The organism is Bacillus sp. EB106-06-01-XG163, assembly GCF_058791615.1.
In genome coordinates this window covers 122,110-136,716 of sequence record NZ_JBYTDS010000008.1, presented here as the reverse complement: position 1 = coordinate 136,716, position 14,607 = coordinate 122,110, and the positions used below count along the sequence as shown (strand labels likewise).

Sequence of the window (14,607 nt, the reverse complement as noted above, 5' to 3'; positions counted from 1 at the left end):
GGACAATCCGGATCGCGGCATGGAATATTGAAGCAGGGTAATCCGGAATAGAGGAATCCATGATTGCTTACCTTAATATGAACGGCGAAAAAACAAAAATCACCAGATTAGATTGTTCAAATAACACCAAATGCTGTATAATAAAAGAATTTGAATGATAGCATTGAAAGAATTTCATTTTATGTTTCCGTAAAATGGAGCCTTTATGCATACGCAGTCCGATTTGATATGGTTTTAATTGGAGGTTTGTGTAAACTGTGAATTATATACCTAGTATGATTACAATTGGAAATTTTATTTGCGGGCTCTTATCGATTCATTCCCTTTTGTATCATAATATACACTCTGCGGTGATCTTTATTTTCACCGGGATGTTTCTTGATTTCTTTGATGGTTTGGCCGCCCGTAAGCTGAACGCGGTATCGGAGATGGGAAGGGAGCTTGACTCTTTTGCTGATCTCGTGACGTTCGGCGTAGCGCCGTCCATGCTCGCTTACAGTGTTTCACTATATACGATTCCGTTCATCGGAATTTTAATCGCGCTTTCCTACAGCATCTGCGGGATGATCCGTCTTTCGAGATTTAATATTGAACAAAGCAAGCTGCCGACGTTTATCGGGATGCCGATTCCGTTTGCGGGTATGTGTCTTGTCATTTTGAGCTTTATCAATAACGCTTTTCTTCTGGGGGCGGGAACGATCGCGCTCGGTTATTTAATGGTCAGCAACATTAAATTTCCGCACTTTAAAAAACAGGCGCCTGAAAACCTGGAGAGCAGAAGATGGAATTAGTTCAGCAATTAATATCCGATTACGGATATATCGCGATTTTTCTTATGCTGACACTCGGTATTATCGGATTGCCTATTCCGGATGAAGTCATGATGACGCTTGTGGGCTACTTCGCTCATTTAAACGTGCTGAATTACGGGCTCTCCATTCTGATCAGCTTTATCGGAGCGCTCCTGGGGATGATTATCAGCTACTTCATCGGCAGAAAAGCCGGCCGGCCGTTTATTAATAAGTTCGGGAAATGGGTCGGCCTGAAGGAAAAGAGGATGGAGAAAGTAGACAGGTGGATGAAGAAGTACGGGCCGTACACCATTATTTTAGGTTATTTCATCCCCGGCATCAGACACGTGACCTGCTACTTTTCCGGAATCGGCAGAATGGAATTCAAAACCTACTTATGCTTCGCCGCCATCGGAGCGTTTTTATGGTGTTTTATTTTTATTACTATAGGAAAATTCATAGGAGTAATCAATGTTTAATACTGCCGCTAAAGTTCTTTACCGTTCATTGATTGAACTGACTAATAATCGATTGACGTCTTATCTCATTAAAAACTTCTGTGAATCGAAACTGAGCAAGCCGATGATTCCGCTGTTTTCCAAACACTATCGCATCAACTGGAATGAAACGGAACGCACGGCTTCTGACTTTGATTCATTGGCGTCATTTTTCATTCGTGATATTAATTTAAATCTCCGCCCCGTGGCAAAAGAGAAGAACGCCATCGTCAGCCCGGTGGACGGTGTCGTTCAGACGGTTGGCATGATTAAACCCAATCAAACTTTCATGGTAAAAGGGAAGGATTATTCGTTCGCCGAACTGACGGGGTTTAAAAGCGCCGATCACAAGTATAACGGCGGGTGTTTTGCCGTGCTTTACCTGAGCCCGAGACATTACCACCGCTTCCATTCTCCTGTCAGCTGCACGTATCAGAAGCTGGCCGAGCTGGGGAAACGCTCCTATCCCGTTAATACGATGGGGTTAAAGTACGGGAAAGACGTGCTCTCAAAAAATTACCGTTATGTGTACGAGCTGACCCGTGCTGACCAGCAGATGCTCATGATTCCGGTAGGTGCGATGAATATTAACTCGATCGTTCAGACAAACACCGGAAACAGGCTTGAGACGGGGGAAGAGCTGGGCTATTTTTCATTTGGATCGACCGTTATTTTAGTATTCGAGAAAGATATGTTTACCCCTTCGGATAACCTGACTGAAGGCCGTGAATTACAGGTCGGTCAGATCATCGGTTATGCGGAGTCACAGGAGGAGGCGTCCGCTTTATAAAAGCTGCTCCTCTTTTTTATATGGTGTAAGGAAGTGAACATTATGGAAGAAAAGGATTTGGCAAAGCTGATAGAACAGTACCAGCATACAGGGGATCAGCAAATTCTTGAAGCCGTGCGGGACGCATGCCGGCCTGTTGTTGAGGCGCTCATCTCAGAACTGGCTGAAGACAGCGCCGATCTTTTGCGGGCAAAAGGCCGTGACCGTTTTCCGTTTATTATCGGCAAGTATCAGACCGCGGCCGGCCTTTCGCTTGAGACCTTTTTGCGCAATACGTATCGGTTTTATTTTCAGCAGGTTTTAAAAGGCGAAGCGTGACTGGAAGAAAGAGTACGGACGGAAATGTTCATCTTTCGCCCGTTTTCCTGTATGATATAGTAGAGTGTGCGATCATTAATATAATTGAACAGGGTGTATAAATCATGGAAAAACAATATAGAGTTTTACTTTATTATAAATATGTAAAGATTGATGAGCCTGAGGAGTTCACGGCTCAGCATTTGAAGTTTTGTAAGGAGCTCGGTCTGTTAGGCCGTATTTTGATTTCTGAGGAAGGCATTAACGGTACGGTGTCCGGAACGGTTGAACAGACGGATCAATACATGAATGCACTGAAAGCTGATCCGCGCTTTGCCGACATGCCGATCAAAATTGACGAGGCTGACGGACATGCATTCCGCAAAATGTTTGTGCGCCATAAAAAAGAATTGGTGACGCTTCGTCTCGAAGATGATGTTGATCCGAATGTCACGACGGGCAAGCATTTGAAACCGAAAGACTTTTATGAGCAAATGCAGGATCCTGACACGATCGTGATCGACGCCAGAAATGACTATGAGTATGACCTCGGTCATTTCCGCGGAGCGGTCAGACCTGATATTGAGGCGTTCCGTGAGCTGCCGGACTGGATTGAAGAGCATAAAGACATGCTTGAAGGCAAAAAAATCCTCACGTACTGCACAGGCGGCGTACGCTGTGAAAAATTTTCCGGCTGGCTGCTGAAGAAGGGCTTTGAAGACGTGTCCCAGCTTGACGGCGGTATCGTCACTTACGGTAAAGATCCTGAAGTGAAAGGGCAACTGTGGGACGGACAGTGCTACGTGTTTGACGAAAGAATCAGCGTACCGGTCAACCGTGTAGAGCACGTTATCATCGGAAAAGATTATTTCACGGGCGAGCCGTGCGAGCGTTATGTGAACTGCGCAAATCCGGCATGTAATAAAAAAATGATCTGCACACCTGAGAATGAATACAAATACATGCGCAGCTGCAGTCACGAATGCCGTACGAACGAACGCAACATGTATGTGAAAGAGCACGAAATGACTCAGGAAGAAATCAATGAACGCCTTGCTTTGATTGAACAAGAGGATCATGCGGCGATTGATTAATAGAAAAGACCACCAATAAGGTGGTCTTTTTTGTGTTTACATACTTTCTGTCCGGGCGGTCTGGTCTGCCGTGACGGGTCCTTTATATTTGAATGCTTTTTCCCACTTGGACACGACGATGCAGGCGACCGCATGGCCGGGCACGTTAACGCCGGTTCTCGCCATGTCCATGACGCGGTCGACACCGGCAATGATGGCGACGCCTTCCGCGGGGAGACCGACGGCATTCGCTGTCGCCAGAAGCACGACGAGTGAGCCTGACGGGACGGCGGCAATGCCTTTGCTTGTCATGACGAGCACAAGCATCATCAGAAGCTGCTGAGAAAGCGGCATCTCCACATGAAACGCCTGCGCCAGAAAAATACAGGACACCGATAAATAGAGGCTTGAGCCGTCACAGTTCAGCGATAAACCTGACGGAACCACAAAGGAGACGACCCGCTTCGGACAGCCGTATTTCTCCATCCGATCCATCAGCTGAGGCAGAATGGTTTCTGTGCTTGTCGTGGAGAAAGCGATCAAAAACAGATCCCAAATCATTTTCAGCACTTCAAAGTATTTGATTTTAAAGATAAGCCCCACGATCGGAAACAGAACGAAGAGTATCAGGAACAGCCCGAGGAACACAGTGCCGATCAGCTTCAGCATCGGAAGCAAAAGCGCGATTCCGAATTGCCCGACAGAGGCGGCCATCAGGGCGAGAACGCCGATCGGAGCGGTGACCATTACCATTTGCGTCAGCTTGAACATAATATTTGCCGTGGATTCGAAGAAACTCATGACAGGTGCGGAGGCTTTGCCGATGCCGGCTGCGGCAACACCGAATAAAATCGCGAAAAAAATGACGGCGAGAAGATCGTTTTTCGCCATGACGTCAATGATGTTAACGGGGATAATATCAAGAAGCATTTGTTTCAGGTCGACTACTTTTTCCGTATAGCCGGAAAGCTCGTGAATATCTTTTTTAGCAAGATGAGAGAGGTTAAGTCCGACTCCCGGCTTCAGCACGTTCGCCAATAACAGACCGAGCGCCAGAACAAGCGTCGTAATCACTTCAAACCAAATAATCGTTTTGATGCCGAGACTGCCCATCTTTTTCATACTGCCGCTGCCGGCGGCTCCGATAACAATGGTCGAAAACACGATCGGCACGACAATCATTTTAATCAGGCGGATAAATCCGTCTCCGACGGGCCGCAGCGCCATCCCGAAATCCGGGAAGAAGTGGCCGATCAATGCTCCGATGGCTAAAGCGATCAAAATCTGGAATGCGATAAATTTTTTCAAGCGAATCCCCCTTTTACTTGCGCATTTCATACGTAATTCGTGAAGCAGGCGGCAACCACCTTCCTATTCGCCATAAATTTGTCACATTATTGACTGTGCGAAAGAAAGGATTGCTTTACATTATGTAAGCGCAATCATTTAATATGACAGAAAGTCCTCATTGAAAAAAATCAAGCAGAATAAAATAAAGTTAGATTTTCGCTTGAAAATATCAAAAATTTTGATAATTATCCTCTTATAAGTGGTATATTTGATATGATACGGTCAACTGCATCCTCATATATCTGTGCATACACGATTCAGGCAGAGAAAACAGGCAGCTTATAAAAGACTGAAAATTTGAACAATTAAAAGAAAGGTGTGCTTTTGTTGAATCAACTCATTGAAAGACGTAAGGTCACAGCAAGAAAAGAAAAACCGGACTCCGCTTCATTGGGGTTTGGCAAGTACTTCACTGATTACATGTTTGTCATGGATTACGAAGAGGAGAGAGGGTGGCATGATCCGAGAATCACCCCTTATGAACCGGTCCGCCTTGACCCTTCCGCATCGGTTTTCCATTACGGGCAGGCCGTATTTGAAGGGCTGAAGGCTTACAGGTCAGAAGACGGACGGGTGTTGATGTTCCGTCCTGACCAAAATATAAAACGGCTGAATAAATCGTTACGGCGGATGAGCATGCCGCCTCTTGACGAGAAGCTGGCGCTGGAGGCATTGATACAATTGGTGGAGCTGGAGCAGGAATGGATACCGATAGAAAAAGGAACCTCTTTATATATCCGTCCGTTTGTAATTGCGACTGAGCCTTCTTTAGGCGTCCGGCCGTCAAAGCGTTACAAGTTCATGGTTGTTCTGACGCCTGTCGGTTCGTATTACGGCGATCAGCTGAAACCGATCCGGATTTATGTGGAGGATGAGTATGTGCGTGCCGTCACCGGCGGAGTGGGCGACGTCAAAACGTCCGGAAATTATGCGGCCAGCTTACAGGCTCAGCGGAAAGCCGAAGAACTGGGGTATGATCAGGTGCTTTGGCTCGATGGGGTGGAAAAGAAATATGCCGAAGAGGTAGGGAGTATGAATATCTTTTTCATCATAAACGGAGAGGCCGTAACGCCGGCGTTAAACGGAAGCATTCTCGGGGGCATCACACGCGCATCTGTGATAGAGCTGTTAAAAAGCTGGGGCATCCGCGTCAGGGAAGAACAGGTCGCCATTGATGACATCTATGAGGCTGCGATGAGAGGCGAGGTGTCAGAGGTATTCGGTACAGGAACCGCGGCCGTCATCTCGCCGGTCGGCGCGCTGCACATTCACGGAGCAACGATTGAACTGAATAACGGTTTGATCGGTGAAGTGTCAGAAAGGCTCTATGAAACGATTGCCGGCATCCAAGTCGGGAAGGTGCGGGATTCGTTCAGATGGGTGGTTGAAGTATAAATGAAAAAAGAACCCTTGCGCTGCAGGGTTCTTTTTTTGGTTATTGGGATTTTACGGCTTGCACGCGGGCTCTGCTTTTCCGGTTTTTCAAGTAATAAGCGGTGTAGCAAACGGCCATAAATGCAATTCCGCAATAAAGGGCGATGGCCTGGTTCGGATCAAAAGCGATGCCGATACAGGAGGCGAGGCACAGGAGAAAGGCCGCTATCGGTACGGCCGGATATCCCGGCGTCCTGTATTTCAAGTCTGAAAGCTGGTGCCCTTCTGTAAGAAACCGTCTTCGGAACAAAAATTGCGATGCGGCGATGCTCATCCACACAGCCACTACCGCAAATCCTGAGACGGAGACGAGAACAAGATAGACTGTATCCGCTGCAAATACGCTTGACAACAACGACAGAATGCCGCCGATCATACTGAAGATCAGAGCGTTAAAAGGAATGCCTTTAGAGGTCAGCCTGGCAAAGGCGGGATGAAGCTCCCCTTCTTTAGACAGGGACCACAGCATGCGTGATGACGCGTACAGCCCTGAATTGGCCGCAGACAGAAGCGCCGTTAAAATGACGAAATTCATCAGATCGGCCGCATAAGGCACGCCGACTCTGTCAAATACCGTGACGAACGGGCTTTCAATCACACCGGCTTCCTTGCTGGAGATCATCCCTGACAGCACAAAAATCGTTCCGATAAAGAAAAGCGCCAGCCGCCAGACTGTAGTCTTAATGGCGCGCGGAACGGTTTTTTCCGGATCGGCGCTTTCCCCTGCGGCGATTCCGATCAACTCCGTCCCTGAAAAAGCAAAGTTTACTGAAAGCATCGTCATCAGTATCGGGAAAAAGCCATTTGGAAAAAGGCTGCCGCCATCCGTAAAGTTCGACAGCATAGGTGCGGCCTCACCGCTTTTCATCGGGACGATGCCGAACATCGCCGCTCCGCCCAATAAAATAAACAGTAAGATGGCTAAGACTTTAATACTTGAGAACCAAAACTCCGATTCAGCAAAAAATTTCACGGAGAAGGCGTTTAATAAAAAGATGAAAAGAGCGAATACCGCACTCCACATCCAAACCGAAGTATGCGGGAACCAGCGCTGCATGAAAAGCCCGGCCGCCGTGAATTCAGAGCCCAGCGCCACCGCCCACGTCAGCCAGTACAGCCATGCGACCGTAAAGCCTGTCGCCGGCCCGATATAGGTCTTCGCATAGGTGTGGAATGCGCCCGTCACCGGCATGGCCACTGACAGTTCACCAAGGCAAAGCATGACAAGATAGACGATGCCCGCGCCCAAAAGGTAAGCGAAAATGGTGCCCGCCGGACCCGCCTGATGAATGGTATACCCAGAGCTTAAAAACAGCCCCGTTCCGATCACACCTCCGAGTGATAGCATAAAGAGGTGTCTGCTTTTCATACTTCTCTGAAAATTCGTCTCGTTCTTGTTGTTCATTGTTTTCCAACTTTCTGCGAAGGCCGTTCTAATAAAAAATCTCATGCCGGCGAACGGCACGAGATTCCGGCGAACCGGCTTTTTGAATAGAATATACAAACTATTCCGATTAGTCAAGTTGTTTTTAAGGTCTTGGCCCAATCGGCAATGGCCTGAATGTCCGCAGGTTTCGTCCGGCAGCAGCCTCCGATCATGCTCACGCCGTTTTCGTACCAGCCTTGCGCGCTTTTTCCGAAATGGTTTTCGCACGCTGCGCCTTTCCAGGTTTTTGTCACCGGGTCATATTGTTCGCCGGAGTTCGGATAGGCGATAATCGGTTTGGATGCTGACCGTTTGATTTCTTCTATCAACGGCGGAATATGTTCAATCGGTGTGCAGTTGATGCCGATCGCTGCGATTTGGCTGCAGGAGTCAAGCAGGGCCGCGCATTCGGAAATTGGCGTGCCTTCGCTGATATGCCGTCCGTCTTTGGCGCTGAAGCTGATCCATGCATAAGTGCCGGGGAATTCCTCCAGCAGCCTTGTGATCGCTTTTGCTTCTGACAGGCACGGAATGGTCTCACAGGCCAAAAGATCGGCGCCGGATTCTATGAGGGCTTTCATCCGGGGGCGGTGAAAGCTGATCAGCTCATCCTCCGTCAGTCCGTAATGCCCGCGATATTCTGAGCCGTCAGCGAGGCTCGCGCCGTAAGGCCCGATAGAAGCGGCGACCAAAGGTTTGGGCCGGTGTAAACGGTTTTCTTCATGCGCCCAAAATTCATCGCGTGCTTGTGCGGCAAGTTCAACAGATGTCTGAATGAGACGTATCGCATCGGTTTCCGGGATGCCGCGCGCTGCAAATCCTTCGATTGTCGATTGATAACTGGCGGTGATCGCGCAATCAGCGCCGGCGGCAAAATATTCTGCATGCACCTGTTTGATCAGTTCTGGTCTCTCCAAAAGAATTTTGGCCGACCACAGATCATCATGTAAATCACAGCCCATCCGCTCAAGCTCGGTTGCCATCGCGCCGTCTATGATCATAACCGGGTGTTCATTTAATATTTGTGTAATGGGATTCATAGGCCTTCCTTTCTGACTTTACTGAAAATATATAAAAAGGGTAATGGACGCTATTCTCTTTGTCAATGAACCGGCAGAAAAAAGGTGTTCAGGACGCTGCCCGAACACCTTTTGTTTAGGAAATGTGTTTGCCTTTCGCACTTTTCGCGATGTCTGAATACTCCCAGCAGTCGATCCCGTCATCATCAGGGAGTACATCTCTGTAAAAGGCGGGGTCCTTTCCGGCTTTCTTTTGCCGGACATAATCGCTCAAAGCGGCAAACGCTTTTTTCGACAGAAGGAAAATCGCGATTAAGTTCACGACCACCATTAAGCCCATGAACAAGTCAGCCATATCCCACACAAGCTGGACTTTGGAAATACAGCCGAACAGTACCATTCCGAGCACGCAGATGCGGTAAATGAACAGCCATTTTTTGTTCTGGCTTAAAAATCCGATATTGGTTTCTCCGTAATAATAGTTGCCCATCAGAGCGCTGAAGCCGAACAAAAGCATTAAGACGGCAAGGAAACCTGACGCCCATGCGCCGACATGATCGCTCAAGGCGGCCTGAGAAAGCGCGATGCCGCTCAGTCCCGGCTGGTGATACGCGTCTGAAAATAAAATGATAAGCGCCGTGCTTGTACAAATGACGAGCGTATCCGTCAGGACGCCGAATGCCTGAATGAGCCCCTGTTTCACCGGGTGGCTCGTCGTAGCTGTCGCCGCCGCGTTCGGAGCGCTTCCCATACCCGCTTCATTTGAGAAAATCCCGCGTCTTACACCTTGCATCAAGGCCGCACCTAAAGCGCCGCCCGCTGCCTGATCAATGCCGAACGCATTTTTTACGATTAGCGACAGAACGCCGGGCAATTGGGTGATGTTCGTCAGAATGACAAAGAAAGCGACACCGATATATAAAACGGCCAAGACGACTACGATGTATTCCGCCATTTTCGCAATTCGTTTGACGCCGCCGAAGATTACGCCGCCGAAAACCACGATTAAAATAATGCCCAATGTAAGCCGGCTGGTGCCGAATGCGTTTTGAAAGGCGACGCTGATCGTATTGGATTGAACGGAATTAAAAACAACCCCGAATGACAGTGTGATTAATACGGCGAACAGCGCGCCCATCCAGCGTTTCTTCAGGCCCTTTTCCATGTAATAGGCCGGGCCTCCGCGGAATCCGTTTTGATCTTTTACTTTATAAATTTGGGCCAGCGTGCTTTCAACAAAGCTTGAAGCCGAACCGATGACTGCGATAATCCACATCCAGAAAATAGCGCCCGGACCGCCGAGTGCGATCGCAATGGCGATTCCGGTAATATTCCCGGTTCCGACACGCGCCGCCATACTGATGCAAAATGCCTGAAACGGGGAAATGGTGTTTTTTGTCCGGGCGGCCGCGCCTTCCTTCAAAACCCGGATCATTTCCTTCAGCATGCGGACTTGCAGACCCTTTGATCTGAACGTAAAAAACAGTCCCAGAGAAAGAAGCAGTACGATTAACAGTTTTGACCATAAAAAATCATTTGCCGAGCCGATTACATTTTCAAGGAATTCCTGCATCCAATCACCTCTTGGTTCGTTTGATTAAAAAATACTGAGCTCCCACTCCTGTGCGATATGTTTCAGCAGCATGCCGCCGGTCAGGCTGTTGCCGTATTCATCAATGGCCGGACCGTAAATGCCGATGCCGCAGCCGTTATGAAAAGGCTGTTCTCTTCTGGCGCTTGGGGGAACCAATGCCATAATGCCGCCGGATACCCCGCTTTTGGCCGGGACGCCGACGAAAGCCGCATATTTTCCTGACGCATTGTACATTCCGCACGTCAGCATCAGGGCTTTGGCGAGTTTTGCGACATCTTTCGGAATGACCTGTTCCCGTCGGATCGGATGGTATCCGTCATGCGCAAGTATCAATCCGATTAAAGCGATGTCCTCGGTTGTACCCTCCATGGCGCACTGCTTTAAATACACTTCAAGCGTTTCTTCCACATCCGCCTCGAGAAAGTTCGTTTCTTTTAAATAGTAGGCGAGCGCTCGGTTCCGATGCGCGGTCTGCCATTCAGAACGGAAGACCTCCTCGTGAATGTGAGGGCGTTTTCCTATTAATTTTTCAAAAACGGAAAAGAGATATTCTAATTTATCATGCGCCGTTTCACCCGGAAGCAGCGAGGCGACGGTAATGGCGCCGGCATTGATCATCGGGTTGAAGGGCTTCCCGGGTTTATGGATTTCAAGCCGGATGATAGAATTAAACGCATCACCCGTCGGTTCCACGTCCACACGATCCAGCACGTAAGAAATGCCTCTGTTCATGCAGGCGGCAATAAAGCTGATGACTTTTGAGATGCTCTGCAATGTGAACGGGACATTCCATTCACCGGCATGAATCATTGAGCCATGCGGCTCTAATATGCAAATGCCCAGCTGAGAGTCGTTGATTTCTCCGAGGGCGGGTATATAATTTGCGCTTTTTCCATTGACGGAAAACGGTCGGTAATGCTCGACCCAATCTTGTAAAAGTGAAGCCAGTTCCTCTTTTTCAAGGCGCTCTCTGACCATATCTTTCATAACATTCCTCCTCTATTGCAAGCCTGTCCGAAGCGGAACCCGGTCTTGGAAAACGTTTTCAAAAATAGCGTGTTCCATGTTAATGTATAATGACATCTACAGAATCATACAAAATACGACAAAATCATTCTTAAAATAAGCCGATAGATTTATAAATCAGCCGGAGCGTCCCGCCATTCGGGTCTAAAGAAATTTGCGGACTGTATCGGTCTTGTTCAAAATAGACAGAAGAAGGAAGTGATTATGATCAGGCTCGACTATTTACTGAAAAAAGACGGCTATCTTTTCGCCCTTATGCTGATCACCGTGCCGCTGGCGGGGGAACTGAAATTTTACCCCCTGAATGAGGTATATCGGATCAGCTTCGGCGCCCCGGCTTTTTTCTTTTTTCTGCTGCTGCTTCGGCATGTGCCGGCAGTATTGTCAGGGCTGTTGACAGGTGCAGCCGTTGTGGCATTCCGGATCGGCCTGGCGTGCTGGGGAGGAGAGCATGCCGGCTTTACGGAGGTTTTTTTCAGCCAATATCCCAGTTTCTTTTTTTACTTTACATATGCCTGCTTGTTTTATGTGCTGAAGGTCAGGCTTTTTTGGGATCGGCCGCTGATGATCGGGTTTCTCGGTTTTCTCATTGAAATTGCGTCCGATGCCGTTGAAATGACGGTTCAGTTTTCCGGCGGCCGGCAGATTATGATGCCGGACAAGCTGGCGGATATTGCGGTTATCGCTGTTTCTCACACATTTATTGTGCTGAGTTTTTTCAACGTGATGAAGCTGCACGAATCTCAGGTCAGGGAAAAACAAACGAGAAAGCAGCATGAGCACATGCTGATGATTGTGTCCAACTTATATGAAGAAACGATTCATTTGAAAAAAACGCTGAAAACGACGGAGCATGTGACGAAAGAATCCTATCAGCTATATCGGGAAATGAGCGGGAACGACCGGGAGCTCGGGAGCCGAATGCTGCGACTTGCGGGAGAAATTCATGAAGTGAAAAAAGACAATCAGCGAATATTCGCCGGTTTGTCGAAGCTGATTTCCAATGAGAGATTCCGGGATTACATGAATGCCGCCGCTCTGGTCGGCATCGTCATCCGAATCAATGAAAAATACGCCGAATCTTTAGGCAAGGACATTCAATTCCGGAGCGTGATTGAAGGAGAGCATCCCGATTATCACGTCTTTACCGTCCTGTCGATCTTAAATAACCTGACCGCCAATGCCGTCGAAGCCATGGGTGAGAGGGGTGAGATCCGCCTCGCGCTGCGCAGGGCGGAAGGAGAAAAGGCTGAATTTCAGGCGGAAGATGACGGTCCCGGCATTCCGGAAAAAATCGGAGAGGTCGTTTATGATCCCGGGTTTACATCCAAATACGATGAATTCGGCACACCTTCAACGGGCATCGGGCTTACTTACGTGAAGGAAATCGTAACTGAACTTGACGGAGACATTTCCTTTCATAACAAGCCAAAAGGCGTCATATTTACGATTAAACTGCCGGTGAAGCATTTGATTGCAGAAAGGATGAACTCATAATATGCGTTTTTTTATAGCTGATGATGACCGGGCGATCCGTTCCATTTTAAAACAGATGATCGAGGACGAGGATTTAGGCGAAGTCGTCGGTGAGGCAGAGGACGGAAGCCAGATTGAAGGGCATTATCTCCATTTTAAACAAGTCGATATTTTATTAATTGATCTGCTGATGCCGGGTCGGGACGGGATTGAGACGATCCGGCATCTTCAGGGATCGTACAACGGAAAAGCGGTGATGATATCGCAGGTGGAGGCAAAGGAAATGGTGGGAGAAGCTTATTCTCTCGGCATCGAATACTTTATCCACAAACCGATCAACAAAATCGAGATTGTCACCGTTTTGCGAAAAGTAAAAGAGCGGATTGAACTGGAAACCTCGATCGGCGACATCCAACACTCGTTAAGCCGTCTTATTCAGCGGAATGAGCCGAAAAAAAGCGGGCCGGGGGGGATGCACGAGAAATCAATCAAAGAAACAGGAAAATTTCTTTTATCGGAATTAGGCATCGTGGGAGAAAGCGGGGCGCATGACCTCATGGCCGTCCTTCACTATTTATTTGAGGATGAACAGGCGGAAAGAAACATCCCGTCTTTAAAGCAGATGTTTACAAACGTCGCCATCCGGAAGCTGGGGCCTGCGGCGGCACAAGCCGAGGTTAACAGGGAAATCAAAGCCTCGGAACAGCGGATCAGAAGGGCCGTCATTCATTCGTTAAACCATTTCGCTTCATTGGGCACAACTGATTTTTCAAACCCCAAATTTGAATATTACGCCTCGAAATTCTTTGATTTCCCCGCTGTCAGCAAGAGAATGAAAGAAATGCAGGCTAAGGAAACCGTGCCGCTTTCTCCGGTTAAAGTGAATATGAAAAAATTCATTCACGTCTTCTTTTTGGAGGCGAAAGATTTACGCGAAGGATCAAAATTTGTCAGCGGAGGCAGCCGGTAAGCTGGCTTTGGAAAAGATGGCAAACGTGGATAAATGACAGCTCGTACTGGCCTGATTTTTCCGTGCTGATCCATGGCGACTTGCATCCTCCGCATATTTTGATCGGCGAAAATCAGCGTGTGACGGGTCTCCTCGATTGGACGGAGGCAAAGGTTGCTGATCCGGCCAAGGATTTTGTCCTTTATCAAGTGATATTAGGAGAAAAAGAAACAAAACGGCGAAGTTCGCGCTTCAGACGGGGCAAGAGGAGCATATGCAAATGGCGCGGGACATGCTCGGTCTGTCCGATCCGAAAGGTTATTGACTTCCGCCGGATGACAGCGTATGATACATTTTAAAATAAAAGAACGGATTAACAATGCTGAGGAAGAGTAAGTACGCATCAGCGCGCGGGGTTCAGAGAGTCGGTGGCCGCTGTGAACCGATCCCCGTCCGGTGCCGAATGGGCTTCTGAATTGCTGCGCTGAAATGACAGTAGGCGGTGCCGGGATTCTTCCCCGTTATCAAGAAAGGAGTATTGAAACCGTGTGTTTCTGTACTTTTTGAGAGAATAACTTATCAGCCGTTAATAAAGGTGGCACCGCGAAAACCTCGTCCTTTGATGGACGGGGTTTTTTTGTATTGTTAAGGAGGTGATGGCCATGGAAAGTGACTGGAGACGGACAGACAATCAAAAAAGGAGGGATATTCATGGTGATCGCAACCGACGATCTTGAGCTCACGTGTCCGCATTGTGAAGGAACCGGCCAGGAGAAGGAAGGGACGCCCTGTCCGAAGTGCGGCGCGAAGGGCGTCATATTGACCGCTCAAGGAAACACGCTGCTGCATTTTATCAGAAAGCATATTGATCAGTGAAATCAAACG

At 48.3% G+C, this 14,607-nt stretch carries 14 protein-coding genes, 1 pseudogene and 1 other annotated feature; of the genes and pseudogenes, 10 read left to right on the top strand and 5 right to left on the bottom strand.

From position 1 onward, the window contains the following. The first annotated feature begins 257 nt into the window (after positions 1–257). The 5 genes from pssA to trhO all read left to right on the top strand — a co-directional run bounded on the left by pssA (position 258) and on the right by trhO (position 3,469). On the top strand, positions 258–791 hold the full coding sequence (gene pssA, locus AC3WTF_RS11725; protein WP_007409002.1) for a CDP-diacylglycerol--serine O-phosphatidyltransferase: 534 nt from the start codon (positions 258–260) through the stop codon (positions 789–791). Then, positions 782–1,270 carry a DedA family protein gene (locus AC3WTF_RS11720; protein WP_003156711.1) on the top strand — a complete coding sequence of 163 codons (489 nt, stop codon included), beginning with the start codon at positions 782–784 and terminating at the stop codon, positions 1,268–1,270. Before pssA ends, AC3WTF_RS11720 begins: the two co-directional genes overlap by 10 nt. Next, on the top strand, positions 1,263–2,078 hold the full coding sequence (locus tag AC3WTF_RS11715; RefSeq protein WP_007409003.1) for a phosphatidylserine decarboxylase: 816 nt from the start codon (positions 1,263–1,265) through the stop codon (positions 2,076–2,078). Before AC3WTF_RS11720 ends, AC3WTF_RS11715 begins: the two co-directional genes overlap by 8 nt. 42 nt (positions 2,079–2,120) lie before the next feature. Continuing rightward, a complete protein-coding gene (locus AC3WTF_RS11710) occupies positions 2,121–2,396 on the top strand; it encodes a hypothetical protein (RefSeq protein WP_007409004.1) in 276 nt (91 codons plus the stop codon). Between the two features lie 104 nt (positions 2,397–2,500). Then, on the top strand, positions 2,501–3,469 hold the full coding sequence (trhO, locus tag AC3WTF_RS11705; RefSeq protein WP_047935154.1) for an oxygen-dependent tRNA uridine(34) hydroxylase TrhO: 969 nt from the start codon (positions 2,501–2,503) through the stop codon (positions 3,467–3,469). Positions 3,470–3,505: 36 nt separating this feature from the next. Here trhO and gltP read toward each other — a convergent pair whose 3' ends face one another. Continuing rightward, a complete protein-coding gene (gene gltP, locus AC3WTF_RS11700) occupies positions 3,506–4,756 on the bottom strand; it encodes a glutamate-aspartate/proton symporter GltP (protein ID WP_007409006.1) in 1,251 nt (416 codons plus the stop codon). A gap of 369 nt (positions 4,757–5,125) precedes the next feature. On the opposite strand from gltP, the gene AC3WTF_RS11695 reads away from it, so the two are divergent. After that, on the top strand, positions 5,126–6,193 hold the full coding sequence (locus AC3WTF_RS11695; RefSeq protein WP_032870220.1) for a branched-chain amino acid aminotransferase: 1,068 nt from the start codon (positions 5,126–5,128) through the stop codon (positions 6,191–6,193). Positions 6,194–6,233: 40 nt separating this feature from the next. On the opposite strand, the gene AC3WTF_RS11690 is transcribed toward AC3WTF_RS11695, so the two are convergent. The 4 genes from AC3WTF_RS11690 to AC3WTF_RS11675 form a co-directional block, all read right to left on the bottom strand. After that, positions 6,234–7,637, bottom strand: a complete 1,404-nt coding sequence (locus AC3WTF_RS11690; protein ID WP_162782339.1) for an amino acid permease — start codon at positions 7,635–7,637, stop codon at positions 6,234–6,236. 113 nt (positions 7,638–7,750) lie between these two features. Next, complete coding sequence (mmuM, locus tag AC3WTF_RS11685; protein ID WP_047935156.1) at positions 7,751–8,698, bottom strand: homocysteine S-methyltransferase; 948 nt, start codon at positions 8,696–8,698, stop codon at positions 7,751–7,753. A gap of 115 nt (positions 8,699–8,813) precedes the next feature. Then, positions 8,814–10,250, bottom strand: coding sequence for an alanine/glycine:cation symporter family protein (locus tag AC3WTF_RS11680; RefSeq protein ID WP_047935157.1), 1,437 nt, complete (start codon positions 10,248–10,250; stop codon positions 8,814–8,816). A 24-nt stretch (positions 10,251–10,274) separates the two neighbouring features. Then, positions 10,275–11,258 carry a glutaminase gene (locus tag AC3WTF_RS11675; protein WP_047935158.1) on the bottom strand — a complete coding sequence of 328 codons (984 nt, stop codon included), beginning with the start codon at positions 11,256–11,258 and terminating at the stop codon, positions 10,275–10,277. 243 nt (positions 11,259–11,501) lie between these two features. Between AC3WTF_RS11675 and glnK the strand changes: the two genes are divergently transcribed. The 4 genes and pseudogenes from glnK to rtpA all read left to right on the top strand — a co-directional run bounded on the left by glnK (position 11,502) and on the right by rtpA (position 14,598). After that, positions 11,502–12,794, top strand: a complete 1,293-nt coding sequence (gene glnK / locus AC3WTF_RS11670; RefSeq protein ID WP_047935159.1) for a two-component system sensor histidine kinase GlnK — start codon at positions 11,502–11,504, stop codon at positions 12,792–12,794. A gap of 1 nt (position 12,795) precedes the next feature. Beyond that, complete coding sequence (glnL, locus tag AC3WTF_RS11665; protein WP_007409014.1) at positions 12,796–13,743, top strand: glutamine utilization two-component system response regulator GlnL; 948 nt, start codon at positions 12,796–12,798, stop codon at positions 13,741–13,743. Positions 13,744–13,748: 5 nt separating this feature from the next. Then, positions 13,749–14,047, top strand: a pseudogene (locus AC3WTF_RS11660) (phosphotransferase); the annotation flags it as partial. A 48-nt stretch (positions 14,048–14,095) separates the two neighbouring features. Next, positions 14,096–14,345, top strand: a binding site (T-box leader). Between the two features lie 88 nt (positions 14,346–14,433). Beyond that, a complete protein-coding gene (rtpA, locus tag AC3WTF_RS11655) occupies positions 14,434–14,598 on the top strand; it encodes an anti-TRAP protein (protein ID WP_032872714.1) in 165 nt (54 codons plus the stop codon). Positions 14,599–14,607: the final 9 nt, after the last annotated feature.

Bases quoted from the DNA above. Each gene is read 5' to 3' on its own strand.
- AC3WTF_RS11720 (WP_003156711.1), top strand. From the start codon at position 782: ATGGAATTAGTTCAGCAATTAATATCCGATTACGGATATATCGCGATT.
- AC3WTF_RS11715 (WP_007409003.1), top strand. From the start codon at position 1,263: ATGTTTAATACTGCCGCTAAAGTTCTTTACCGTTCATTGATTGAACTG.
- AC3WTF_RS11710 (WP_007409004.1), top strand. From the start codon at position 2,121: ATGGAAGAAAAGGATTTGGCAAAGCTGATAGAACAGTACCAGCATACA.
- trhO (WP_047935154.1), top strand. From the start codon at position 2,501: ATGGAAAAACAATATAGAGTTTTACTTTATTATAAATATGTAAAGATT.
- AC3WTF_RS11690 (WP_162782339.1), bottom strand. From the start codon at position 7,637: ATGAACAACAAGAACGAGACGAATTTTCAGAGAAGTATGAAAAGCAGA.
- mmuM (WP_047935156.1), bottom strand. From the start codon at position 8,698: ATGAATCCCATTACACAAATATTAAATGAACACCCGGTTATGATCATA.
- AC3WTF_RS11680 (WP_047935157.1), bottom strand. From the start codon at position 10,250: ATGCAGGAATTCCTTGAAAATGTAATCGGCTCGGCAAATGATTTTTTA.
- AC3WTF_RS11675 (WP_047935158.1), bottom strand. From the start codon at position 11,258: ATGAAAGATATGGTCAGAGAGCGCCTTGAAAAAGAGGAACTGGCTTCA.
- glnK (WP_047935159.1), top strand. From the start codon at position 11,502: ATGATCAGGCTCGACTATTTACTGAAAAAAGACGGCTATCTTTTCGCC.
- glnL (WP_007409014.1), top strand. From the start codon at position 12,796: ATGCGTTTTTTTATAGCTGATGATGACCGGGCGATCCGTTCCATTTTA.
- rtpA (WP_032872714.1), top strand. From the start codon at position 14,434: ATGGTGATCGCAACCGACGATCTTGAGCTCACGTGTCCGCATTGTGAA.